Below are 24753 nucleotides of genomic sequence, written 5' to 3'. Positions count from 1 at the left end.
TCAGCCCTTGTCAGCCTTGCCGGCCGCGGCGGCGAACTTCGCCAGACGCACATCCAGATGCCGCGGCCGACGCCCGTGATCCTCGGCGCGCTCCTTGCGGCGGATGGCGTTGCGCACCATCAGCGAGCCGATGTAGCGAATCGGTTCCGGCGGGAAAAAACCCAGCGGTCCGTTGACCAGTGGCGAACGGGTCCAGGGGTTGTCCAGGCCCAGGACCATCGACGCCAGAATCTGCCCGCCCATATGGCAAGGCCCGACACCGCTGCCGGAGTAGCCAAAACCGTAGAACACATTGCCACTGGCGCTCATCTGCCCGAAAAACGGCAGCCCGGTCACCGAACGGTCCGACGGACCATTCCAGGTCGCTTCGACCTTGACGTCGGCAAACGCCGGGAAGAAATCCGCCAGGCTGTCCTGCAACAAACCGGCGTAAGGCGAAGGTTGATCGAACACCGGCAGCATGCGTCCACCGTAAGCGAAGGTATTGCCACCCTTGCCAAGCATGATCCGGCCGTCCGGGGTGTTGTGGTAGTAGTGCACGAAAATCCGCGAATCGAGCACCGTGACGCCGCTGGTCAGGCCGATTTCGTCGAGCAAATCCGGCCGTGGCTCGGTGATCAGCATGTCGCTGGAAACGATCGCCACGCTGCGCTCGAACTGCGGGAACGCTCGGGCCATCCAGGCGTTCATCGCCAGCACCACCCGGTCGGCGCGAACGGTGCCGCCGGGGGTTTGAATGCCCACCGGCTTGCCCTCTTCCAGCCCGGTCATCGCGGTGTTTTCGTGAATCCTCACGCCCAATTGCAAGGCGACCCGGCGCAAGCCACGCACCAGTCTGCCCGGCTGCACACTGGCCGCGGCCGGGGAAAACCAGCCCTCCAGGTGCTTGCTGGAACCGGCCATGCGCTGCACATCGGCCACTGGCCGACGGGTGAACGAGTTGATGCCGTTGTGCTCCAGCGCCGCGATCACAGCGTCGGTCGAGCCGATCTGAGCGCGATTGGTGGCGGTGTAAAGAGTGCCATCGAGGCGGTAATCGGCGTCCACCGCATACTGTTCGCAGAAGGCGCCGATGGCATGGATGCTGCGCTCGGACTCCTTGACCAGACGCACGGCCTCTTCGACGCCGAACAGCCGCTCAAGGGTGAAATACTTGGCCGACCACGACAGCACACAACCGCCATTGCGTCCACTGGCCCCGGCGCCGCAGATATCCGCTTCGATCAGCAACACGTCCAGCTCGGGGTTCTGCTCCTTGAGCATGATCGCGGTCCACAACCCGGTATAACCGCCGCCGACGATGCACACGTCGGCGCGGCTGTCGCCTTCCAGTGGCGGACAGGTTTCGGATGCATCAGCCTTCAAGGCCTGGTCCAGCCAAAAGGGTCTCATGGGAAATCTCCAGTCAATGGCCCACACGCCAGCCTGCCGCAGACGCAGCAGGCGACGAGGGACAGGATTCAGGTACGCAGGGGTTTGATGGTCATCGCTTTATTGGGTACGTAGGCGAAGTGAGTACCCAGGCCACCGGGGCGGCTGTTCCAGTGCGGAATCAACACCAGCGCCGAGAACATGGCGCAGCCGGCGAAGACAATGAACACGGTAACGGTGTCGAAGTAGCCTGGCAGCAGCCCACCGAGAATCGCCCCGACCGAGCCGCAGCCGTTGACGAAACCGGCTGCTGTGGCACCGGCCTTGGCAGTACCGAAATCGATGGCCGCCGCGCCGCTGATCATCGAGTCCGGCCCATAGAGGGTCAGGCCCATGACGAACAGCAGCGCCACCACCAGCAGCACGCTGCCGGTATGCAGGGCGCCCATGAAAAATGCCAGGGACACGGTCAGCGCCAACAGGCTGATCACGCAGGCCGGCATGCGCCGGGCGCCGAACAGTTTGTCCGAGGCCAGGCCAATCAGGATCGGCCCGAGCAACCCGGCCAGCTCGAACGAGGTCGGAATGATCGCCGCGCCGACCTTGCCCACCGAAGGCATCTGTTCGAAAACGATCACCGGCCCCCACAGCAGAATCGCGTAGCGCGCCGGTTTCAGCATGAAGTACGCCAGCCCGAGCACCAGCACCGTGCGGTTGCGCAGGATTTCCTTCAAAGGCTCCCACATGCTGATTTTGCTTTGCGCGTCAGCCTGTTCGGCGGTCAGCTCGGGTTCCGGCTCCACCGCCGGCAAGCCGACGTCTTCCGGTTTGTTGCGTTGGAAAATAAAAAACAGCACGGCGACCAGCCCAACCACCGCCGCACTGGAAACAAACGCCGCATGCCAGCTGCCGATGAGCGTATACGCCCACCAACCGGCAAACGGCGACGCCACGAGACCGCCAAAGGCGTAGCAGGAACTCCACAGGCCCAATACCCGCCCGCGTTGCTCGGAGGGAAAGAAGCTGCCGAGGTTCTTGCACAGCCCCGACCAACCGGTGGACTGCGCCAGCCCTTGGATCAGCATGCAGGTGGCGAAAATCGGCAAGGTTGCGAAGTTGCCCATCACCAGCGCCACGGCGGCGGAAATCAGCAATCCGCCGAGCACCACCACCCGCGGGCCGAAGCGGTCGGCAAGGATGCCCCAGGTGAACTGGCCGACGGCGTAGGCCGTCAGGTAGATGGCGTCGAGGTTGGCCATGGCCATTTTATCGAGCATGAAGGTCGGGTCTTCGCCAATACCGAGTTTGGCGACCGAGAAGGCTTTGCGGGTGAAGTAGAACGCGGCGTAGGCGAGCCAGGTGATCGCGAAGATCTGCATGCGCCAACGCTTGATGGTGCCGATGTGCTTGTTCATTGTGGTTCTGACCTCAGGGTGTGAGTGTGCCGGCAGAACTGGAAGAAAACGCCTGTTTTTTTATTGTTGAGCACTGCGATATCGCCCTGTCCCTACGGCGGATACCGGTCAGATGAGTCCTGTTTTTGCACGCCCAGGCTCATGGCACCCGCTGCTGTTCGACTGACCCGTCAGCGGTGCTGAGGTGGATAAAAACAATTACTGATTAATAAGTGAAATCGATTTATCGTATTTCAAATATAAGGTCAGCTTGTTACTGGAGATTCCCATGTCGGTGTCCCACGCCCAGCTCAAAGCCTTCCATGCCGTAGCGGTCCATGGAAGCTTTACCAAAGCCGCCGAGCGGCTTTTTCTGACGCAGCCGGCGATTTCCGACCAGGTGCGCAAACTCGAAGAGCGCTACGGCGTCTTGCTGTTTCACCGCAACAAGCGCTCGGTGCGCCTGACCGATCTGGGCGAGCGCCTGCTCAGCGTCACACAGAGGCTTTTTGTGATTGAGGCCGAAGCCCAGGAGCTGTTGCAGGATTCCCAGGCCTTGCAGACCGGCAGCCTGATTCTGGCGGTGGATGCACCGGTGCATGTGCTGCCGCAGATTGCCCGCTTCTGCGAACGCTACCCCGGGATCAGCGTGAAGATCGAAACCGGCAACACCGATGAGTCGCTGTTTCGACTGTTCAACTATCAGGCCGACCTGGCGTTACTGGGCCGTGACGTCAGCGATGAACGCCTGATTTCCCTGCCCCTGCGTAACGACCCGATGGTCGCGTTTGTGTCGCGCAATCACCCTTGGGCCGATCGCGAATCCATCACCCTCGCGGACCTCGACGACACGCCGCTGGTGTTGCGGGAAATCGGTTCGGTGACCCGACAGACCCTGGAGGAGGAAATGCAACGCGCCGGGTTCCACATTCGCCCGGCGATTCAGGTCGAAGGTCGGGAGGCGGCGCGGGAAGCGGTGGTGGTCGGGATTGGGGTGGGCGTGGTGTCGGCTGCCGAGTTTGGCGCCGACTCCAGGGTTTGTGCACTGCCGATTACCGATTGCGAACGACGGCTGACTGAAACGCTGGTGTGCTTGCGCGAACAGAGTTCGCGGCGGGTGGTGGCGACTTTTCTCGAGATGGTGCGCGAAAGTCTGGACTGAGCGTAGGAGCTGCCGAAGGCTGCTCCTACACTGGCGCCAACCCGAAAAACGCCTGAATCAACCGCAAGTCCCGTCGCCGCTCCATGCACCCCATCATGTGCCGATTCACCAACCCCTCGCCAATAATCGGCACCGCCGCCACTCGCGGGTCGTGGCTGACTTCCACCGACGACACCACCCCCACCCCCAGTTCGGCGGCCACCGCCTCGGTCACCGCTTCGCGGCTGTCCAGTTCCAGCAACACCCGTGGATTGACCTTGGCCTGGGCGCAAGCCTCATCGAAGGTGCGCCGGGTAATCGAACTCGGTTCGCGCAGCACCATGATCACCTGATCCAGCTCCCTGAGCTGCACGCCTTTGGTCTTCTGCGCCCAAGGATGCCCGGCGGGCACCAGCGCGCAAATCCGTGATTCGTTCAGCGCCTGCAGATGCAAGCCTTTGCGCGGCTCGACTTCGGTCAACACCGCCACGTCGGCATGTTCGGACAACAACGCTGCCAGGGTTTCCTGGGCGTTGCCCAGGCGCAGGTTCACCGTGATCCCCGGATAGCGCGCCCGCAGGCTGGCAAGCATCGGCATGACCATGTGCGGGCCGTCCGCCGCCACCTCCAGACGCCCGGTCAGCAGTTGCCGGTTGGCTTCGAGCATCACCTGCGCCTCTTCGGCCAGGCCGAACATCGCCCGGGTGATGGCCGCCAGTTTGGTGCCCTCCTCCGTCAGTTCCACTCGGCGGGCGGTGCGGCGCAGCAAGGTGATCTGGTAGTGCTCCTCCAGGGCCTTGATGTGCCCGGTAACCGCCGGCTGGCTGATGAACAGCCGCGCCGCCGCCCGGGTAAAGCTGCCTTCCCGCGCCACGGCATCGAATGCGCGCAGCTGAAACAGGTTCATGAATAACTCTCACTGATGGCTGGCATAACAACAAACAATTTGATTGATAACACGGCAAATTGCAATTTAGGCACCAACGCTTCATCCCATCGATTGCGAGGACACGAGAATGAGTACTGCCGAACCCATCCTGCTCACCCCCGGCCCGTTGACCACGTCGGCCCGCACCCGTCAGGCGATGATGATCGACTGGGGCTCATGGGATGACCGTTTCAATCAATTGACCGCCAGCCTCTGCGAGCAACTGCTGGCAATCATCAACGGCGCCGCCACTCACCACTGCGTACCCCTGCAAGGCAGTGGCACCTTCGCGGTCGAGGCAGCGATCGGCACGCTGGTGCCTCGCGATGGCAAGATTCTGGTACTAATCAACGGCGCCTACGGCAAACGCCTGGCGAAAATCTGTGAAGTGCTCGGCCGCGCCTACAGCACCTTCGAAACCGCCGAAGACGAGCCGACCACCGCCGCCGACGTCGACCGCCTGCTGCGTGCCGACACCGGCATCAGCCACGTCGCCCTGATTCACTGCGAAACCAGCACCGGCATCCTCAATCCGCTGCCGCAGATCGCCCAGGTCGTCGCAGAACACGGCAAGCGCCTGATCATCGACGCCATGAGTTCCTTCGGTGCCCTGCCGGTGGATGCGCAGCAAGTGCCGTTCGACGCACTGATCGCTGCCTCGGGCAAATGCCTGGAGGGCGTGCCGGGCATGGGTTTTGTCTTCGCTCGCAAAGAATCCCTGGCCAACGCCACCGGTAACTCGCATTCGCTGGCCATGGACCTGCAGGACCAGCACGCCTACATGGCCAAGACCGGCCAGTGGCGCTTCACCCCGCCGACCCACGTGGTCGCGGCGCTGCACGAAGCCCTGCTGCAATACAACGAAGAAGGTGGCTTGCCGGCCCGACACGAACGCTATGCCGCCAACTGCCAGGCATTGATGGAAGAGATGGGCAAACTGGGGCTGCGCAGCTTCCTGCCGGCGGCTATTCAGGCGCCGATCATCGCCACCTTTCATGCCCCAAAAGATCCTCGCTACCAGTTCAAGGAGTTCTACGAACGGGTCAAGGCCAAGGGTTACATCCTCTACCCCGGCAAACTGACCCAGGTCGAAACCTTCCGCGTCGGCTGCATCGGCCATGTCCAGCCAGCCGAAATGCGCGAAGCCGTGGCGGCGATTGCTGAAGTGTTGCGCGAGATGGAAGTGCTCGAAATCTAAGCCACACCGCATTCCCCTGTAGGAGCGAGCTTGCTCGCGATGAGGCCCGGTCAGTCGACTCACATGTTGAATGAAAGACCATCGCGAGCAAGTCGGATCGCCGCACCGTCGCTCCTACGGTAAAAGCTGCTCTCCAATAGCCAGTTATTACAGGACTCAGATCACCATGAACTACACCAACCCAACCAAACTGCAAGCCGCCATCCTCGACTGGGCCGGCACCGTGGTCGACTTCGGTTCCTTCGCCCCGACACAGATTTTCGTCGAGGCGTTCGCCGAGTTCGATGTCCAGGTGTCCATCGAAGAAGCCCGAGGCCCGATGGGTATGGGCAAGTGGGACCACATCCGCACCCTGTGCGATCTGCCGGAGGTTGCCGAGCGTTATCGCAAAGTGTTCGGCCGCACGCCGAGCGACGATGACGTCACTGCGATTTACCAACGCTTCATGCCGCTGCAAATCGAAAAAATCGCCGAACACTCGGCGCTGATTCCGGGGGCACTGGAGACCATCGCCAACCTGCGCCAGCAAGGGATCAGGATCGGTTCCTGCTCCGGATACCCGAAACTGGTCATGGACAAAGTGGTCGAACTGGCCGCCACCAACGGCTACGTCGCCGATCACGTGGTCGCCACCGACGAAGTCCCGAACGGCCGCCCATGGCCCGCCCAGGCACTGGCCAACGTCATCGCCCTGGGCATTGACGATGTCGCCGCGTGCGTGAAGATCGATGACACTGTGCCGGGCATTCTCGAAGGTCGCCGCGCCGGCATGTGGACCGTGGCGCTGATCTGCTCGGGTAACGCCCTGGGCCTGGACTACGAAGGTTATCGCGCGCTGGAAAGCGACCAACTGGACAGCGAGCGCAAGCGCATCCACGCGATGTTCGAAAGTTCGCGCCCGCACTACATGATCGACACCATCACCGATCTGCCGGACGTGATCGCTGACATCAACAAGCGTCTGGCCAACGGCGAAATGCCGCAGTCCAGCTAAAAAACGCAATTCCCCCCCTGTAGGAGCGAGCTTGCTCGCGATGGTCTCAAGAATGCCGCGGTTACCCAGTGGGTATGCGTCATCGTTGGCGACCATCGCGAGCAAGCTCGCTCCTACAGTGTTTTTCTGCCTGTTACCCGAAGCAGAGCATCCAGCGACCAATCGCCTCAGGCAAACCCGGTAAAACAGGATTACAGTTAACGCTCACCGTCGGACAAGAACGGTGGCTTTAAACCGGACCTCTGAGGAACACCGTATGCCGTGGAAAAACTCCGAATCGCGCTACAGCACCGTATCGATCGCACTGCATTGGTTGATGCTGGTCCTGCTGGCGCTGGTTTACGCCTGTATCGAGTTTCGCGGGATCTTTCCCAAGGGCAGTGGCGGGCGCACGCTGATGGTTGAATTACACTTCATGCTCGGCCTGACCGTTTTCGTTCTGGTCTGGGTGCGATTGTTGGCGCGCAGTCTCGGCCGCCCCCCGGAGATCTTCCCGGCTTCGCCACACTGGCAAACGACGCTGGCCAGGCTAATGCACTGGGCGTTGTACATTTTCATGATCTTCACACCGATTCTCGGGTGGCTGGTCACCAGCGCCAAAGGCAATCAGGTGATGTTCTACGGTGTCGACCTGCCGATGCCGATAGCGGAAAACAAGGACCTGGCCAAACAACTCCAGGGCTGGCATGAACTCGGCGGCACGATCGGCTATTGGCTGATCGGCCTGCATGCCGTGGCTGCGCTGTATCACCACTATGTGGTGGGCGATAACACTTTGCTGCGGATGATGCCCAAGCGCGTGAACCGCGATACCTGAGGCCACTGGCAAAACCTGTGGGAGCGAGCCTGCTCGCGAAATCGGTGTGACAGGCGCATCGATACTGGATGTATTACCGCCTTCGCGAGCAGGCTCGCTCCCACATGAGATTGCATGTGTGCTTTAGATTTGTGGATTGAATCCCCGCCGCCCCTGCAAGCCGCCGGTGTGAACGAAGATCAGCCGCGTACCTCGAGCGAACTTGCCCGCCTCGACTTGCTGCTTGAGCGCCAGCAATGCCTTACCGGTGTACAACGGCTCAAGGGGAATGCCGCTGGCTTGTTCGGTCTTTTCGATGAACTCGGTCAGCAGCGGATCGACCTTGGCAAAGCCGCCGCGGCTAGCATCGATCAGCTCATACACCGCATAGATCAGACCCGCCTCCTGCACGATCCGCTCGACCTGCTGCGCCACCCCATGATCACCTGGCACCGCCAGCGCACCGTACACCGGATGATCCCCCGCTTCGGCCAGCACCAGGCCGGCCAGGGTCGTGCCGGTTCCGCAGGCCAGCCACCAGGCGTCATAGTCACTCCAGCCCAATCCCTCCAGTTGCGCGCAAACGCTGGCCCGCAGTTGCATGCAACCCAGGGCGCCAGGCAAACCGCCTCCCCCCTCAGGCACCGGATGCAGCGTCGGGTAGCGGGTGTGCCATGGTTGCCAGAAACCCGCTTCATGCCTCGCTCGATAGCCTGCGTAACCCAGCCAGTGCAACTGCATGCCGAACGCCTGCAAGTCTTTGACCGTCGGGGTTTCCTGAGGGTGCCCGCGCAACAGGCCAACGGTGGCAAAACCGAAACGCTTGCCCGCCGCCGCCAACGCGTGGAGGTGATTGGAGTGCGCTCCACCCAGGCTGATGATGCCTTCGGCACTAACGCGGTCTGCAGTCTTCAGGTGTTCGATGAGCTTGAACCATTTGTTGCCGCTGATCAGCGGGTCGATCTGGTCCAGACGCAGGATTGCCACTTCGATGCCGGCGTGAGTGAGCCAGTCTAGATCAAGGCGTTCGAGGGGGGCTTGGGGTAGCCAGGTGTCGGAAGGGAGAAGCATCGATGCCGGCTCTGGGTGAAGAGCCAGCATCTTAACAGCTGACTGATTACCTGGATTACAACTGCGCCGCCAACCGCGAACCCTGGTTGATCGCCCGCTTGGCATCCAGCTCTGCCGCGACATCCGCGCCGCCGATCAGGTGCACGCTCTGCCCCGCCGACACCAGACCATCATGCAATTCGCGCAGCGGGTCCTGTCCGGCGCAAATCACGATGTTGTCCACTGGCAGCACCTGCGGCTCTGCGGTGTCGTCGATGCGGATGTGCAGGCCTTCATCGTCGATCTTCAAGTATTCAACGCTGTTGAGCATCTGTACCTGCTTGTTCTTAAGGCCCGTGCGATGAATCCAGCCGGTGGTCTTGCCCAGGCCGTCGCCAACCTTGGATTTCTTGCGTTGCAGCAGGAACACCTCGCGGGCCGGCGCATGGGGCGCTGCCTTGATACCGGCAACACCACCGCGTGCCTCCAGGTGCGTATCGATGCCCCATTCCTTCCAGAACGCGGCGCGATCCTGACTGGTTGCAACGCCTTCATGCACCAGGAACTCGCAGACGTCGAAACCGATACCACCGGCACCAATCACCGCGACGCGCTTGCCGACCGGCTTGCGCTCCAGGATCACGTCCAGGTAGCTCAGCACCTTGGCATTTTCCACCCCCGCAATGGCCGGCAGTCGCGGCGCAATGCCGGTGGCCAGAATGATCTCGTCGTAGCCGCCTTCGACCAGCCCGGCCACATCGACACGGGTGTTCAGGCACACCTCGACGTTGGTGGTCTGCAGTTTGCGGTTGAAGTAGCGGATGGTTTCGTAGAACTCTTCCTTGCCCGGAACGCGCTTGGCGATGTTGAACTGACCGCCGATTTCGCTGGCCGAATCGAACAGCGTCACCTGGTGACCACGCTCGGCGGCCACGGTCGCGGCGGACAAACCGGCCGGGCCGGCACCGACCACGGCGATTTTCTTCAGTTGCTGCACGGGCAGGTAATTGAGTTCGGTTTCGTGGCAGGCACGCGGGTTGACCAGGCAACTGGTCAGCTTGCCGCCGAAGGTGTGATCGAGGCAGGCCTGGTTGCAACCGATGCAGGTGTTGATTTCATCGGCGCGACCTGCAGCGGCCTTGTTGACGAAATCCGGGTCGGCGAGGAATGGTCGCGCCATGGACACCATGTCGGCATCGCCTTCGGCCAGAATCTGTTCGGCCACTTGCGGCGTGTTGATGCGGTTGGTGGTGATCAGCGGAATATTGACCGACCCCCGCAACTTGGCCGTGACCTTGCTGAAGGCCGCGCGCGGCACTTTGGTGGCGATGGTTGGAATCCGTGCTTCATGCCAGCCAATACCGGTGTTGATGATGGTCGCACCGGCCTGCTCGATGGCCTTGGCCAGTTGAACGATCTCGTCCCAAGTGCTGCCGCCTTCGACCAGGTCGAGCATCGACAGACGGAAAATGATGATGAAGTTCGGGCCCACCGCTTCACGCACGCGACGGACGATTTCCACCGGCAGGCGCATGCGGTTTTCATAGCTGCCGCCCCAGCGGTCGGTACGGTGGTTGGTGTGAGCGGCGAGGAACTGGTTGATGAAGTAGCCTTCCGAACCCATGATTTCCACGCCGTCGTACTCGGCGGTTTGTGCCAGCACCGAACAGGTGACGAAATCGCTGATCTGCTTCTCGATGCCCTCCTCGTCCAGCTCCCTGGGCTTGAACGGGTTGATCGGCGCCTGGATCGCGCTCGGCGCAACCTGTTTCGGGCTGTAGGCATAACGACCCGCGTGGAGGATCTGCATGCAGATCTTGCCGCCTGCCTCGTGCACGGCACGGGTAACGATGCGGTGTTTCAGCGCTTCTTCTTCGGTGGTCAGCTTGGCTGCACCGGAATACACGCCGCCTTCATCGTTCGGGCCGATACCGCCAGTGACCATCAGGCCGACACCGCCACGGGCACGTTCGGCAAAGTAAGCCGCCATGCGCTCGAAACCACCCGGTTTCTCTTCAAGGCCAGTGTGCATCGACCCCATCAGGGTGCGATTGCGCAGCGTGGTGAAACCCAGGTCCAGCGGAGCCAACAGGTGCGGGTATTGAGCGGCGGTCATCGGTAACTCCACATCGAGCGATCACGGAAAGTGCAGGAGCTCTATGGCCCCCATCAGTCATGTTCGACAGACTAAGAGTCGCACCGCTGGCGCTCAATGACCGTAACTGACAACTTATTGATCGAAATGAGCAGGAGTACTGGGCAACCGGGAATGACTCAAAACAAAAACGACCTTCATGGCGCAGGTCCGGATTGAAACCTGCACCATGAAGATCGCCATCTTTCGGACTCGGGACAAGCCCGCAGGATTTACGCGCATGACCGGTTTAGCATGCGCTTGCGACTGTCCGCCGAGGCGCAACGTAGTCGTCCTGTTTTTTCGCGCGCTGAGTCAGCGCCAGCATCGTCAGGAACCCGAGCACAATCAATACCGGATAAGCCATCAACAGTTCGGAAAGGGAAAACTTCCAGGCCAAAGGGCGTCCGACACCCAGCATGGCGGCATACATCCAGGACACTGCCGACAACGAGCCGCAGGCCAACGCCAGCATCCGTGCACTGAATCCGAGGTTGAGCAAGGAGCCTGCCTTTTGCAGCGCCGGCAGTACCATGCGATGCAACAAGACACCGTTGTAACTCAGCAATGCCACAATAATGACTTTGGCTTGAAGCTTTGGATTCATGAAGTAATCGAGACCTTTGTCCAGGTAATCAATACCGACGACAGCGACTCCCGTTACCCACAGCGCTATCAGTGCAACGACGACAGATTTTTGAAGACTTTCCATGTGAGCATTATCATGCTCAGTGGCTACGTTGCGCCTTATAAGGTCTTTAACCATAGCGACATCACTGGTCAACACCAAACCAATGGCGACACAACACGCCACTAAATGAACGTAAATAACACCCAGACGTAAAAACTCCAGGAATTCTTTATTTTCCAGCAGGCTCATAATTGTATTTATCGCCACGGTATTTCCCCCACCTTATTCGACAGTACAGATCGACTACTTGACAGGATTTTTACTTATTCAAATATCCTGTGCGACCTTACTTCTAAAAGATAAGCCAAGTCACGGACTCGGCACTGTTAACCTCATTGACTCGCTCGGCAAATCAATGACCGGCTTGTTTATTACCTCCCTGAGTTTCAGATAAAATCCCCCCATTAGCATTCACTGCTTTTGAGATTCAACTTCCACTTCTTTTTTGCGATTGCAGGGCCAGGTCATGACTGACGTGCTTAGGAGTCAGAGGGCACAGACGCTCCAATGTTCATTTCTCGAGCAAACCACCGACAAACGGTGCGTAGCGCAAGTGCGCCTGAAGCGATAGTAACAAGTCAACTTTCACGCTATGCCCCACCACAACTGGTCTACTTAGCTAAATACACTTCGACAACCGTCTATTGGATCCACCAGTTGTTATACATCTCATGACATGCGCAATAGCGAGCAACTCTCATCCAGAGCAAACTCCGAGTGCGAATTCCACAGTGATTCGGCCACCCTTTCAGGTAGACGGCAACGCAGGATTAACTTAAACATTAAGGGTGTAAACAAAGTCTCTGCGCTTATGCTCAAAACCCGAAGTAAACAAATGCCGTAGCTGCCGCCATACCCCATGCGGCCAACGCCATGACTGTTGAATTGTGCGGTAACCGGGATTCGCTCAAACGCTGCAAGCCTGGCTTGGAAAACCCGGTTTGGTCATAACGGCAATCCATGATTGCCTGGTAGGTATATCGCAGGCCGACTAACAGAAACAGGGTGATCAGGCCGAGGACAAGTCCACGCCTGACAGTCGGTTTAACCAATGGTGCAAGGTGATCCTGCTCGCAGGCCATGCTATCGACTTGCGCAACGGTAATGAGTTGATAGTCCGTCGAAGACCGCTTTTGGCCACTCTGGATCGCCGCCTGTTGCTCCAGATCCAACACCTGATACTTCCAGAGCGTTGACGAACCATTGCGGCAGAAGGTAAACGCTGCAGGACTTGAGACGGCGATAAAAGAAGCGTCGTTGATGTCCAGTTTTTTCAGCGTTTCTGTGGCTGACCTGGTGAAACCCAGATCGAAGACCGAAGTGATCCCGGTAGCAGAAGCCGCGACCGCAACCAATAGGCTGCTCAAGAGGCAGATGGCTGAAATGTTCAAGGTCGGGTTTCCTTTTTCCATTGTTTCTTTGATTTCGCAGTTCGGTTCCAACCTGCCTTGATGAGCTCCAGTACGCTGCTGGTCCCCCCGATAGCTGATGGGCAATTGAATGGAAGGAGAAAGGGAGGGCATCCATTGCCCTCCCCTCTTCTGTTCCGCCCTCCTGCGACGGTACTGACCAGGACCTCAGACGGCCAGAATGAAGTCCGTCTGATCAACGGCCGCGCTGTTGACGCCGACAAGGTGAATGGTATCCGCCCCGATCCCTACCACCGTGTCCGCCCCGTTAGCCGTTATGGTCACGTTGGCAGCGAACGTCGCGCTGTTGATCCCCAGCGCCGTGATATTGAGCAAGTCCTGCCCGGCCGGATTGGCTCCGAAGTTCAGGATCGTATCGTTGCCGAAACCCGCGGCAGCAAACGCGAACGTATCGTTGCCGGCGACGCCGCCACTCATCACGTCGTTACCGCCACCGCCGGTGAGAACGTCGTTACCTGCACCACCCACGAGCGTGTTGGCCAGCCCGTTACCGGTGCCCGCGAAGTTGCCGCTGCCGCCGAAAAACAGATTTTCGACGTTGGCACCCAGGGTGTAGCTCGCGAGCGAGGTCCAGACCGTGTCGCTGCCACCACCGGCGAGCTCGGTCACCACGTCCCCAAGCTCGGTGACTTCGTAGACATCGTTGCCGACGCCACCGACCATTGTGTCGGCACCTGCGCGACCGATGATGGTGTCGTGACCTGCGCCACCGACGAGGACGTCGTTACCCGCCCCCCCCACGATGATGTTGTCGAGCGCGTTGCCGGTGCCCGCAAAGTTGCCGCTGCCGCCGAAAAACAGGTTCTCGACGTTGGCACCCAGGGTGTAGCTCGCAAGCGAGGTCCAGAGCGTGTCGATGCCGCCACCGGCGAGTTCGTTCACCACGTCCCCAAGGTCGGTGACTTCGTAGACATCGTTGCCGACACCGCCGGCCATCGTGTCGGCACCTGCGCTACCGATGAGGACATCAATACCCGCACCGCCCACGAGCGTGTTGTCGAGCGCGTTGCCGGTGCCCGCGAAGTTGCCGCTGCCGCCGAAAAACAGATTCTCGACGTTGGCACTCAGCGTGTAGCTCGCGAGCGAGGTCCAGACCGTGTCGTTGCCGGCACCGGCGAGCTCGGTCACCACGTCCCCAAGGTCGGTGACTTCGTAGATATCGTCGCCAACACCGCCGGCCATCGTGTCGGCATCCGCACCGCCGATGAGAATGTCATTACCCGCGTCACCATTGAGGATGTCGATGCCGCCCAAGCCGTTCAGGATGTCGTTGCCATCACCTCCGCTGGCCACGTCGTTGCCAGGCGTGCCGGTCCAGATGTCGGCACCGGCGGTACCGACAAATACATCACCGCCGGCCACCGGGGCCGTGGCGTCGGACGCAACGCTTTCGGCCGTACCTAAGTCATCCACGTAACTGACCACCACGCGCACCTGATCGCCGACCTGAGCCTGGCCAAGCGTGAACGTACTGGCGGTGGCTCCGGCGATGTCGACGAAGGTGACCCCGTTGGTCTCCTGCCACTGGAAGGTGAACTGCGGATTGCTGAGGCCATCGACGTCGACAATGGTCGACGGGTCGGCGGTCAACACCTGGTTCAGAAACGCAAGCCCGAGGATGGTCGGCCCTGCGGTCGCTACGCTGTTCCCCGCAGAATCGACGATCTCCAGCGTACCATTGCCATCCTGATACACCGCCCGAACGCGGATGTTCAGACCGGCGACATCATCCGCTACCAGATAGGTGGCACCGGTCGCCCGCGATACCTCGCCAGCGGCGACAAAGGAGATGTCTTCAAAGACACCCGAACCAGGGATGTTTTCGACCTGCCAGTAGTAAGCCACGGGACCGGTAACCGCGCCGGTCGGATTGGCCGCACTGACGCTGTCGGCGTCGCGGATCGCCTGATCACTGACGCGCAGCAGTTGGCCGGCGACGGACGTATCGGTACGCGCACCGGTGGCAGCATCGAGGATTGCCAGACGCCCCACAGGACCACTGTTCAAGGCGGTACCAACGCCGGACGCCTGCGCCTGGTCAGAGAACTGCAGACGCTCGATGCCCGTCAGGCGATCGACGCCATCACGCCCGGCCACCAGGTCGGTCACGACGACGGCGTTGCCATCGACAGCGACCGTGTACTCCGACGCATTACCGGAGAACACCGCGGTGTCGAAGCTGTCAGTGCCGGTCAGAATCTCCCGCACGATGACCAGCTGGCCCGGGTTGTAAGTACCGTTGAGCATCGCCTGAACCATCGGCGCCATGCTGTCGAACGTGGCGATTTCCGCGCCAGTGCCATCAGCGTTCGCCCGTACGCTGATGCGTACGTTCAGCCACTTGTCACCGTCGATGATGTCGTCACCACCGCGACCTTCGATAAGGTCGCTGCCGCTGCCACCGAGGATGATGTTGCCGCCGTCGAAGAACGTCGCTCCGACTGGCAGCAGGCCCGCCAGACCGTTGATCAGGCTGATGTTGGTCAGCACACTGCCGGTTGCACCCGCGACGGGTAGCGTTGCGGCAGTTTCGCTATCACCGCGCAGGAAGTCACCGTGGGACGAACCCGACAGCCCTTCCATGATGTCGAAACGCACCAGCGCCGAAGCGCCCGAACCTGGCATCGGTGGCACATCGAAGAAGCGGTCGCTGTAATCGATGGTCACGCCCTGGGCGAGATCCTTGAAGGTCGCCCAGTCATAGCCGGAGCCGCCGATATAGCGGTCACCGAAGCCGAGACTGCCGACCATGATGTCGTCGCCGCCTTCACCGTTGAACTTATCGTTCTCGTTACCGCCGATGAATACATCGTGGCCGATCACCGGGTCGTTGCCGAGCGGGTCGAAGTTGTCGCCAGGTGCACCGTCCGAAGTGCCCTTCTCGATCCAGTCGTCGCCTTCGTTACCCATGTCCTGTTCGTTGGCTTTGCTGCCCAGGATGAAGTCATTGCCCTGGCCACCAATGGCCTCGGAGGCATCCTCACCGGTCACGATGAAGTCGCTGCCGAACCCGCCAATGATCAGGTTGATGCCGTTGCCTCCGTGCAGCACGTCGTTGCCGTCGCCACCCTGGATGTTATCGTCGCCGCCGATGTCGGTGATGATGTCGTCGCCGACGCCACCGCGCAGTTGGTCGTTGCCGTTACCGCCATCGATGCGATCGTTGCCGCCATCACCCCAGACCGTGTCATCGCCATCACTGGAGATGAGGATGTCTGCGTTGTCGGTGCCACCCAGCACGATGTGCTCTTCACCACCGTACCGGATGTAGTTGGTGTCCGGCCCCACGGTCAGCGGGTTGTCGCGGAACACCACCTGCTCGCCATTCGGGCCGAGCGGATCGGCGGCGAGCAGGCCATCGTTGTATTGCTTGCTCAGGTCCACTTCCAGGTAGAGCCCTGGGTCCGAGAACACCAGGCCAGGCAAGTGCGTGGCCGAGGTGTTGGCCATGATCAGCTTGGCGAACGAGTTGCTTTCAAGTTCGGCATTCATCGACAGGCCAGAGGTACGCTCCAGGTAGTAGAAGCGGTCGCCGTCCTGCAGTTTTTCCAACTGGTTCTCGAACACGAAGTTGAAGGTCGAGCCGAGCATGCCGCCGAACGGGGTTTTCTGTTCGGCCAGGCCGCCGATCCAGAGGTCGATGGCATCGACGCCCGTGACCGTCACACCCTTCAGGTCGTCAGGAGTGCCCAGCACGCCATCCTTGCCGGCCAGCGTTACGTTGGCAAAGGCACCGGTGCCGTTGAGGAAGTCCAGGCGGTCAGCCGGCGCACCCGCACCACCGAAGACCAGCGCCAGAGCTGCCGCGCGCTTGCCTTCCATCGTGGTCGCCCCCGTGATCGTGTCATGCGTGCCATAGGCCGCGATGAAGTTGATCAACGACTCCGGATGTTTGAGGTACTGCACCAGATCGACCCAGCTGGTGTACGGCTTGAGTTGGGTATCACCGGTTTGGCTGTAGATGTCGCGGCGGATCGCATTGAGTGAGGGTATCCCCACATCACGGCCACGGGCGATGTTGAGCGCCGGCAGGTCGAGCGGCAGGCCGAGCAGGTTACTGCGCAGCGCATCGGTGACGAACTCGTCGATTTCGTTACCGGCTTGCCGAGTCACCCCACGTATGATCGCACTGGTCGCATCCTCTGGCGACACGCCACTGGCGGCGTACGCCAACGGGTTGAGGAACGCTGCGATCAAGCCCAGTTGCTGATTGGGATCAGCGCTGGCCGGATCGCCCACCGCGTTGAAATTGATATCGAAGCGATCGACGGTCTCGGTCAGCATCGAGTGGCCAAACCGATACACGGTGTGGGCGAACTCGGCGACGATCGAGGCATCGAGGTCGACGTCATAGACCTGGGTCGGTGCGAAGAACAGGTCGACTCTGGGCTGGATGGTCCGCGCAAACTCCTCGAACACCAGGTGCTGATACTGCATTTCGGTGCCGAACTTGGCCGCCTGGAACAAGCGCTCGCCATTCCACTGCAGCGCATCGAACTCGGCCTGGGTGGTTGGCAATGCGGCCACCGGATTGAGCAGCCACTCGTTGAGGAAGGCCACGTCACCCGAATCGAGCACGGTATCCTTGGTCTGCGCAACCAGCCGGTTGTGCTCGGAGTGGAAGATCGCATGCACCGCGGTCAGGCCGATGTTCTCGTTGACCCGGCCGTCGCCGGCGATGTAGTGAGCGTCGAGCAGTTCGTTGTCATAGGTCAGGTTGTTGCCGGCCGCGTCAACGGGCTGCGCATTACCGACAGCGGTGTCGGCATCCGCCAGCAGAACCCCACCGACGATTACCGGCGTTGCATTGTGGTTAATGTCGACGAGGAACTGGTGACCGGTGCGCACAGCATTGGTCAGGTCAAGGGGAGCAAGCGGATCGCCTTCGACAAGGACGTCATCCGGCGTGCCGCCAAGACCGTCAACGCCCTTCATCACCACCATCGGGAAGCCGTTCGGCCCCTTGATGAAATTGCCATAGGCGTCAGTCGCCAACAGCGGGGCATTATCGACGTCGGCGTCGGTCAGGTTGATACCGAGAACGTCACGGGCTTGCGCCTTGACCACCTTCCAGGTCGCCATGCCACCGATTTCGACGTCGTCCGCGGTCCCAAACTGGCCATCCGCGCCCAGATCACGGTTCGTGATCAGCCTGCCGGTCGCTATGGGGCCGTTATCAGTAAGCTGATACCCGCGCAGGAACACCTGGTGCGACGGGTGCGAGCTATAGGTCTGGTTCTGGTCCACGAACGGCGAGGTGGTGTTGGTTTGCTCATGGATGTCGTCGGCCGTACCGAGAACGCCATCCGGCCCCGGCAGGTTGGTCGCGCGGGTCAGGACCATGAAGTTAGTCGGGCTACCCGGGACAAACAGTGGATCATCCGGTTGCAACGGGATGAAGACGGTGCCCGAACCACCTTTGGTGACCAGGTCCAGACCATGATCGAAGAACTGCCCGAAGAAGGTCATCCAGGCGTTGAACGGCGCGGACAACCCCGCGTCCGCCGCGACGTTCTCGAAAAAGTACACGTCGTGATCATCGGCAGTACCGAACTGACCATCCAGGCCGGGGCTGGCGACAATCTGTACGCCTTCCTTGAGCACGTCGTCGTTACCCACCGCGCCGAAGTTCAGCACGCCGTCCAGGCCCGGGTTGAAAGCCGTGGCATAGGCCGCCGGGTTGTTCGCCGTCTGATCGACGATCAGGTTACTGATGGTGCGTGGCTGCGAGTCAATCACAAGGCCGCTGTTCTGCGCATACGACGTTCCCCCTTCCGCCGGATTGAAGACCGGATCGGTCAAGCGCGGAAAGACGTTATCGGCGGCACCAAACTCGGTGTTGTTAATGCCGTTGAGGTTCATCAGGTTGTTGTTCGACCCGTCGACCGCACGCAGGCCCAACGGCGCGCGGATGTTCGGGATCAGCGAGAGGATGTCCTGACCGGCCGCATCAGCCTCGGCAATCTTGATCTGGTCGAGGATGAAGTTGAGGTCGGAGCGGACCATGTGCAGGCCCGCGCCACCCGCGGTGGCATCGACGACAGGTACCAGCGCCGTTGGCGTGACCGGTGCACCGGCAGCGATGGCAGTCGTTGGCGTGGAGAACAGGATCTCCGTGGTGCCATGACCGTCCTGATAGATCGCTTTGACTCGCAACGACAACCCGGCGAGGTCAGGAGAGACCTTGAACGCGGTACCGTCGGCGCTTTGGAACGCCAGGTCGCCAGCCGGCAACAGGATGATGTCCTCGAATACGCCACTGCCTGGGGTTGCCTCGAACTGCCAGACGTAGGACACCGAGGAGTTGGTGATCAACCCCTGCGGATTACCCGCCGCGACGTTGTCGGCATCGCGCACCCCGGCCACGCTGACCGTCAGCGTGTCGCCCACCGTTATCGCTCCGCCGTTGCCATCCGTGACAGTCGGACTGCCAACCGGTTGGGCATTGAGCCCATCCACCAGCACTAGCTGGTCATCGGCGAATTGCAGGCGTTCGATATGCAGCAGGGTATCGGTGCCGTCGCGACCCGCGACGCTATCGATCACTGTATAGACATCGTCCGCTAAATCGTCCGTGCCGCGGTCGTCAACGGTAACCGTATACTCGGCCTGAAGCCCGGAGTAGATGGCGGTGTCGAAGGCCGCTCCGCCCGTCGAGGTGCCGGGCATGATTTCCCGCACGGCCTTGAGCTGCCCAGGGTTAAAGGTGCCGTCCAGCATGAACGGGATCATATCGACCATGCTGTCGAAGGTGGCGATCTCGGGGCCGGTATGGGTGACGTCGCCGGCGGCATAAACGGCAATCCTGACATTGATCCATTTGTCGCCGTCGATCAGGTCATCGCCACCGCGGCCCTCGATCAGGTCGCTGCCATTGCCGCCGAGGATGATGTTGCCAGTGGCAAAGCCAGTGACCGGCAAACCGGCATCGGCCAGGAACTGATCCAGTCCGCGGATCAACGCCACATTGGTCAGCGCACTGCCCGTGGCACCACCGTGGTTGACGATAGTGACTGCATCGACATCATCGCCTTTGAGCACATCGCCGAAAGCCGAACCGGACAAGCCTTCGACCTCGGCAAAGCGGTCAAGAATCGATGCTGGCGAGGCGCCGACCGGATTGAATATGCCGGCATTCTGGTTTGGTGCATTGCCGTGTGGCTGCGCCAACGCGGCCAGGCTCAGGTCAACGGTCACGCCGACCCTGTCATTCTTGTAGGAGACCCAGTCGAAACCGGACATGCCGTCCATCTTGTCCTGAGCATCGCTACCGATAAAGATGTCATCGCCACCCTCGCCGATCATTTCGTCAAAGCCGCCACCACCGACGAAGATGTCGTTGCCGATCACATCGTCATTGAGCAACGGCGAGAAGTTATCGCCAGGCGCACCGTCCTGGGTACCCTTCTCGATCCAGTCATCACCTTCGTTGCCGGTCGGTGGCAGGTTGGTCTTGGCACCGAGGATGAAGTCGTCACCCTGGCCGCCGAAGGTGGTGCTGATGTCTTCGGTGGTGATGATGAAGTCCTGGCCATCGCCACCCAGGATCAGGTTGGTTACAGCAAGCATGCTACCGACCACGATCACATCGTTACCGGCATTGCCTTCCAGACGGTTGTCGCCGAACGAGTCGGAGATGATGTCATCGCCCGCGCCGCCCAGTACCGCATCGTTCCCGGCACCGCCTTCGAGGCGGTCGTTGCCGGCGTCGCCGTAAACGGTGTCATCGCCGTCACCGGAAATGATGATGTCATTGCCGGCGGTGCCGCCCATGACGATATGGTCTTCACCGGTGTAATGCAGATAATTGGTGTCCGGCCCCACGGTGTCGGGGTTGTCGCGAATCACCAGCGGCACGACTTCCACGCCGTTGATCATGATGCCGCCCGTCGGATCGGCACGGCTGTCCACACCCAGGCCGGTGAACTGGGCGGCCTGATTCACTTCGAGGGTGAACGTCGGCGTCAGGAACACGGTGTTCGCCAGGTGTGTGACATCGGTGTTGAGCATGATCAGCTTGGCAAAGGAGTTGTTCTCAAGTTCAGTGCCGAAGTTCAGGCCCGCGGTACGCGACAGGTAGTAGAAGCGGTCGCCGTTCTGCAACGCCTCCATCTGGGTTTCGAACACGAAGTTGAACGTCGAGCCGAGCATGCCGCCGAACGGCATCTTCTGTTCGGCGAGGCCGCCGACCCAGAAGTCAATGTCGTCGACGCCCGTGACCGTCACACCTGTCAGGTCATCTGCAGTACCCAGTACCCCATCCCTGCCGGCCGTCGTTACGTTGGCATAGGCTCCGGTGCTGTTGAGGAAGTCCAGGCGGTCAGCCGGCGAACCCGCAACATTGAATACCAGTGCAAAGGCTGCAGCGCGTTTGTCTGCCAGCGTGAGCGCCGCCGTGATCGAGGAATGCGTACCAAAGGCCGCAATGAAGTTGACCAGCGACTCGGGGTGCTTGAGGCTGTCCGCCAGGTCAGCCCAACTGATGTATGGTTTGAGTTGGCTGTCGCCGGTTGATGCGTAGAACTCACGGCGCGCCTCGTTCAAGGTGGGGATGCCGGTATCGCGACCACGTGCCAGGTTCAGGCTCGGCAAATCGAGCGGCAGACCGAGCAGGTTGTTGCGCAACGCCTCGGTGACGAACTCATCGATCTCGTTGCCGACCTGACGGGTCAAACCACGAACGATCGCCCCTGCCGCCTGGTCTGCAGTCACCCCGCTACCGGCGAATGCCAGCGGGTTGAGGAAGGCTGCGATCAGACCCATTTGCGAGTCCGGGTTGGCCGGGTCAGTGAGGAGCGGATTGAACGCAGGGTCGAAGCGATCGACGGTCTCGGTCAACATCGAGTGACCGAAGCGGTACACCACGTGGGCGAACTCGGCGAAGATTGCCGGGTTGATAGAAGTGTCATAGCCACTGGGCGCAAGGAATCCGTCGACCTGCGGCTGAATGGTCCGCGCGAACTCCTCGAACACCAGGTGTTGGTACTGCATCTCGGTGCCGAACTTGGCGGCCTGGAACAGGCGTTCGCCGTCCCACACCAACGCTGCGATCTCGGCGGGTGTAGTCGGAATCGCGGCCACGTCGACCGCCAGCCACTCATTGAGGAAGGCCAGATCGCCGGCGGCTATGAGGGTGTCCTTGGTTTGCTGGACCAGGCGGTTGTGCTCGGAGTGGAACACATGGTGCACGGTGGTCAGGCCGATGTTCTCGTTGACCCGACCGTCGCCGGCAATGTAGTGGGCGTCGAGCAATTCGTTGTCATAGGTCAGGTTGTTGCCGCCCGCGTCAACGGGCTGCGCATTGCCGACAGCGATGTCGGCATCCGCCTGCAGAACCCCGCCAACGACGACCGGCGCGGCATTGTGGGCGATGTCGTCGAGGAAGCCATGCCCGGCACTCACGGCGTTGGCCAGACTGATCGGAGCTGCCCGGTTGCCTTCGACCAGTTGAGTGACGTCGTCAACTGTCCCGGCGATGCCGTCAGCACCGTTGCTGATGCGAATCACCACCTGCGGCATGCCGTTCGGCCCGCGAATGAAGTTGCCGTACGCATCGGTTGCCAGCAATGGCACGTTGTGTACATCGGCGTCAGTCAGGTTGATGCCCAGAATGTCACGGGCCTGGGCCTTGACCACCTTCCAGGTCGCCATGCCGCCACCTTCGCCGCTGCCATCGTCGGCAGTGCCGAACAGGCCATCGGCGCCGAGATCGCGGTTGGTAATCAAGCGTCCCGTTGCAACAGGATCGCCGGCAGCATTGAGCACGTACTCGCGCAGGAACACCTGATGCGAAGGGTGCGAGCTGTAGGTCTGGCTCTGGTCGACGAACGGCGAGGTGGTGTTGGGCTGGCCATCATCGGTGGTGCCAAGTACTCCGTCTGCGCCGGCGGTACGCACTGCACGTGGCAGCACCATGAAGTTGGTCGGGCTGCCTGCTACGAACAACGGATCGTCCGGTTGCAGCGGAATAAACACGAAGTCGGTAGCGCTCTTGGTGACCAGGTCGAGACCGTGGTCGAAGAACTGGCCGAAGAAGGTCATCCACGAGTTGAAGCTGGCGGTCAGGCCGACGTCCGGCGACACGTTGGGCATGAAGAACACGTCCTTGTCATCGGCCGTGCCGAACACGCCATCCAGCCCGGGGCTGGTGACTATCTGTACGCCGTCCTTGAGCACGTCGTCATTACCCGCACCCACCACGCCGAAGTTGAGCACACCGTCCAGGCCCGGGTCGAACGCTGCGGCATAGGCCGCCGGGTTATTGGCGGTCTGGTCGACGATCAGGTTACTGATGATCCGTGGTTGCGGATCGGTCACCGACCCTGTCCCGGCGTATGCATCCAGAAACGAGGGATCGAGCAAGCGCGGGAAGGGATCGTCCGCGGCGCCAAACTCGCTCTGGCCGGTGACCAGGTTGTTGAAGCTGCCATCGACGGTACGCAGGCCGAATGGCACCTGAGTGTTGGGAAGCAAATCAATGAGGCTGGTGCCGTCGGCATTCGCTTCTGCGATAAAGATTTGCTTAAGGATGAACTCCAGGTCCGACTTGCTGAAATTGGCCATTTTGGATTGCCCTCAATCTGTCTGGGTAAAGGCACGGGACGAGAAAACCCTCCCGCGCCAAGTCAAGTGCTGGCTTGCGCAGTTTGTTGGTTATGTTTTTTGCGAGAGCTCTGGCGTTACCCGGGACCCGGGATACGCGCCTGGAATTCGCGAAATGAATTGCTCGCCGGGCGATCAGGCAGAGCGGATTCGAGCCCTGGGCGGGCCACGGAATCTGGAAGTGAAGGCGAACGTCCTGGACAGCCCCTTCCCTCTGCAAAAGCACGAAATGATCGACATGATTCGGCTCCTCCCGGGAAAGTCACCGCGCCTTGCATTGCCAAAGCGATGGCAAGCTTCAGGCGGGCGGGCACCCCGATAACTAAGACTAAAGTTCCATAGCAAGCCTTTGTCAATATTATGTCGTTAAAACTGATGACTGGTTTTAGACTTCATAACTGGTTGTTTTTAAAAGATATATAGGAAATTGAGTGCAGGTATAGAGCGAAATGTTATTTCTAGCCGCTGCTTCAGGCAGTGATTGAGGATGAGATTAGAAACAGCAGCGAAATGCTGGCTGGTGGACAAAACGCATCAGGCGAACAGCTGGAGCAATGTTTATGCAACTACCTGAGTACCTTTCATGTCCTTCATCCAGAAGAAGGCTGTGTCCTTCCGGCCTTGGGTGAAGAGATTGCGCGCGCCGAACCGGAGGTACGGCTGGCCGTCGAAAAAGGCCTGAAGCAAATACACAAAGCCTGGGCCGATCGTCTCCGTAGCCCTGATGCGGCGTGGGCCGTCATCGCTCAATGTGTGGGAGCGCCAGTCCTGTCCCGAGCAGTCGGGAAAGAACGAACTCACAAGGAAATCTTTGTCTCGACCCGCAAAGCTATTGAAAAGAGCTACTTCACGCCGGAAAAATAGAAAAACGTCTCCGATTATGCGAGAGCAGCTAGCAACGCCATGATCATCGCCATCGCTGCAAAACCCTGGTCGATTCAGCCCTCCCTGAATTCCCACACCGAATGCATTTCATGAGGCAATTGAGTGAAAGGGAGGGCATCCATTGCCCTCCCCTCTACTG

13 protein-coding genes are annotated in these 24753 nt (G+C 60.5%); 5 read left to right on the top strand and 8 right to left on the bottom strand.

Features of this window, described 5'->3' with window-relative positions; all coding sequences use genetic code 11:
* Together KW849_RS16655 and KW849_RS16650 are read right to left on the bottom strand one after the other, a co-directional pair.
* Positions 1 to 1392 (bottom strand): FAD-dependent oxidoreductase, encoded by a 1392-nt coding sequence (locus KW849_RS16655; RefSeq protein WP_218430425.1) that lies wholly within the window; start codon positions 1390 to 1392, stop codon positions 1 to 3.
* A 68-nt stretch (positions 1393 to 1460) separates the two neighbouring features.
* Positions 1461 to 2786: an MFS transporter gene (locus KW849_RS16650; RefSeq protein ID WP_218430424.1), complete on the bottom strand. Its 1326-nt coding sequence runs from the start codon at positions 2784 to 2786 to the stop codon at positions 1461 to 1463.
* Between the two features lie 268 nt (positions 2787 to 3054).
* On the opposite strand from KW849_RS16650, the gene KW849_RS16645 reads away from it, so the two are divergent.
* The gene (locus tag KW849_RS16645) at positions 3055 to 3927 is read left to right on the top strand and encodes a LysR family transcriptional regulator (protein ID WP_218430423.1); all 873 of its coding nucleotides are present in this window, start codon (positions 3055 to 3057) and stop codon (positions 3925 to 3927) included.
* Positions 3928 to 3952: 25 nt separating this feature from the next.
* On the opposite strand, the gene KW849_RS16640 is transcribed toward KW849_RS16645, so the two are convergent.
* On the bottom strand, positions 3953 to 4813 hold the full coding sequence (locus tag KW849_RS16640) for a LysR substrate-binding domain-containing protein (protein WP_218430422.1): 861 nt from the start codon (positions 4811 to 4813) through the stop codon (positions 3953 to 3955).
* Positions 4814 to 4922: 109 nt separating this feature from the next.
* On the opposite strand from KW849_RS16640, the gene KW849_RS16635 reads away from it, so the two are divergent.
* The 3 genes from KW849_RS16635 to KW849_RS16625 all read left to right on the top strand — a co-directional run bounded on the left by KW849_RS16635 (position 4923) and on the right by KW849_RS16625 (position 7843).
* A complete protein-coding gene (locus KW849_RS16635; protein WP_218430421.1) occupies positions 4923 to 6032 on the top strand; it encodes a 2-aminoethylphosphonate--pyruvate transaminase in 1110 nt (369 codons plus the stop codon).
* 166 nt (positions 6033 to 6198) lie between these two features.
* On the top strand, positions 6199 to 7026 hold the full coding sequence (phnX, locus tag KW849_RS16630; RefSeq protein WP_218430420.1) for a phosphonoacetaldehyde hydrolase: 828 nt from the start codon (positions 6199 to 6201) through the stop codon (positions 7024 to 7026).
* 256 nt (positions 7027 to 7282) lie between these two features.
* Complete coding sequence (locus KW849_RS16625) at positions 7283 to 7843, top strand: cytochrome b (protein WP_218430419.1); 561 nt, start codon at positions 7283 to 7285, stop codon at positions 7841 to 7843.
* Positions 7844 to 7966: 123 nt separating this feature from the next.
* Here KW849_RS16625 and KW849_RS16620 read toward each other — a convergent pair whose 3' ends face one another.
* From KW849_RS16620 to KW849_RS16600, 5 genes are all read right to left on the bottom strand, one after another.
* Entirely contained in the window at positions 7967 to 8893 is a 927-nt protein-coding gene (locus KW849_RS16620; protein ID WP_218430418.1) for a 1-aminocyclopropane-1-carboxylate deaminase/D-cysteine desulfhydrase, read from the bottom strand.
* A gap of 55 nt (positions 8894 to 8948) precedes the next feature.
* Positions 8949 to 10988 (bottom strand): FAD-dependent oxidoreductase, encoded by a 2040-nt coding sequence (locus KW849_RS16615; RefSeq protein ID WP_218430417.1) that lies wholly within the window; start codon positions 10986 to 10988, stop codon positions 8949 to 8951.
* Positions 10989 to 11256: 268 nt separating this feature from the next.
* On the bottom strand, positions 11257 to 11904 hold the full coding sequence (locus KW849_RS16610; protein WP_115948198.1) for a hypothetical protein: 648 nt from the start codon (positions 11902 to 11904) through the stop codon (positions 11257 to 11259).
* A 608-nt stretch (positions 11905 to 12512) separates the two neighbouring features.
* Positions 12513 to 13220 carry a hypothetical protein gene (locus KW849_RS16605; RefSeq protein WP_371319147.1) on the bottom strand — a complete coding sequence of 236 codons (708 nt, stop codon included), beginning with the start codon at positions 13218 to 13220 and terminating at the stop codon, positions 12513 to 12515.
* Positions 13221 to 13274: 54 nt separating this feature from the next.
* Positions 13275 to 23690, bottom strand: a complete 10416-nt coding sequence (locus tag KW849_RS16600; RefSeq protein WP_218430416.1) for a peroxidase family protein — start codon at positions 23688 to 23690, stop codon at positions 13275 to 13277.
* 516 nt (positions 23691 to 24206) lie between these two features.
* Here KW849_RS16600 and KW849_RS16595 point away from each other — a divergent pair.
* Positions 24207 to 24593 carry a hypothetical protein gene (locus tag KW849_RS16595; RefSeq protein WP_218430415.1) on the top strand — a complete coding sequence of 129 codons (387 nt, stop codon included), beginning with the start codon at positions 24207 to 24209 and terminating at the stop codon, positions 24591 to 24593.
* Positions 24594 to 24753 lie beyond the last annotated feature (160 nt).

The organism is Pseudomonas sp. PDM26 (assembly GCF_019219185.1).
Lineage (GTDB): Bacteria > Pseudomonadota > Gammaproteobacteria > Pseudomonadales > Pseudomonadaceae > Aquipseudomonas.
The sequence above is the reverse complement of the archived record's forward strand: the minus strand, read 5'-3'. Positions and strand labels throughout refer to the sequence as shown.

Excerpts from the sequence above, each read along its gene's own strand:
- KW849_RS16655 (WP_218430425.1), bottom strand. The coding sequence starts at position 1,392 with ATGAGACCCTTTTGGCTGGACCAGGCCTTGAAGGCTGATGCATCCGAA.
- KW849_RS16650 (WP_218430424.1), bottom strand. The coding sequence starts at position 2,786 with ATGAACAAGCACATCGGCACCATCAAGCGTTGGCGCATGCAGATCTTC.
- KW849_RS16645 (WP_218430423.1), top strand. The coding sequence starts at position 3,055 with ATGTCGGTGTCCCACGCCCAGCTCAAAGCCTTCCATGCCGTAGCGGTC.
- KW849_RS16640 (WP_218430422.1), bottom strand. The coding sequence starts at position 4,813 with ATGAACCTGTTTCAGCTGCGCGCATTCGATGCCGTGGCGCGGGAAGGC.
- KW849_RS16635 (WP_218430421.1), top strand. The coding sequence starts at position 4,923 with ATGAGTACTGCCGAACCCATCCTGCTCACCCCCGGCCCGTTGACCACG.
- phnX (WP_218430420.1), top strand. The coding sequence starts at position 6,199 with ATGAACTACACCAACCCAACCAAACTGCAAGCCGCCATCCTCGACTGG.
- KW849_RS16625 (WP_218430419.1), top strand. The coding sequence starts at position 7,283 with ATGCCGTGGAAAAACTCCGAATCGCGCTACAGCACCGTATCGATCGCA.
- KW849_RS16620 (WP_218430418.1), bottom strand. The coding sequence starts at position 8,893 with ATGCTTCTCCCTTCCGACACCTGGCTACCCCAAGCCCCCCTCGAACGC.
- KW849_RS16615 (WP_218430417.1), bottom strand. The coding sequence starts at position 10,988 with ATGACCGCCGCTCAATACCCGCACCTGTTGGCTCCGCTGGACCTGGGT.
- KW849_RS16605 (WP_371319147.1), bottom strand. The coding sequence starts at position 13,220 with ATGCCCTCCCTTTCTCCTTCCATTCAATTGCCCATCAGCTATCGGGGG.
- KW849_RS16600 (WP_218430416.1), bottom strand. The coding sequence starts at position 23,690 with ATGGCCAATTTCAGCAAGTCGGACCTGGAGTTCATCCTTAAGCAAATC.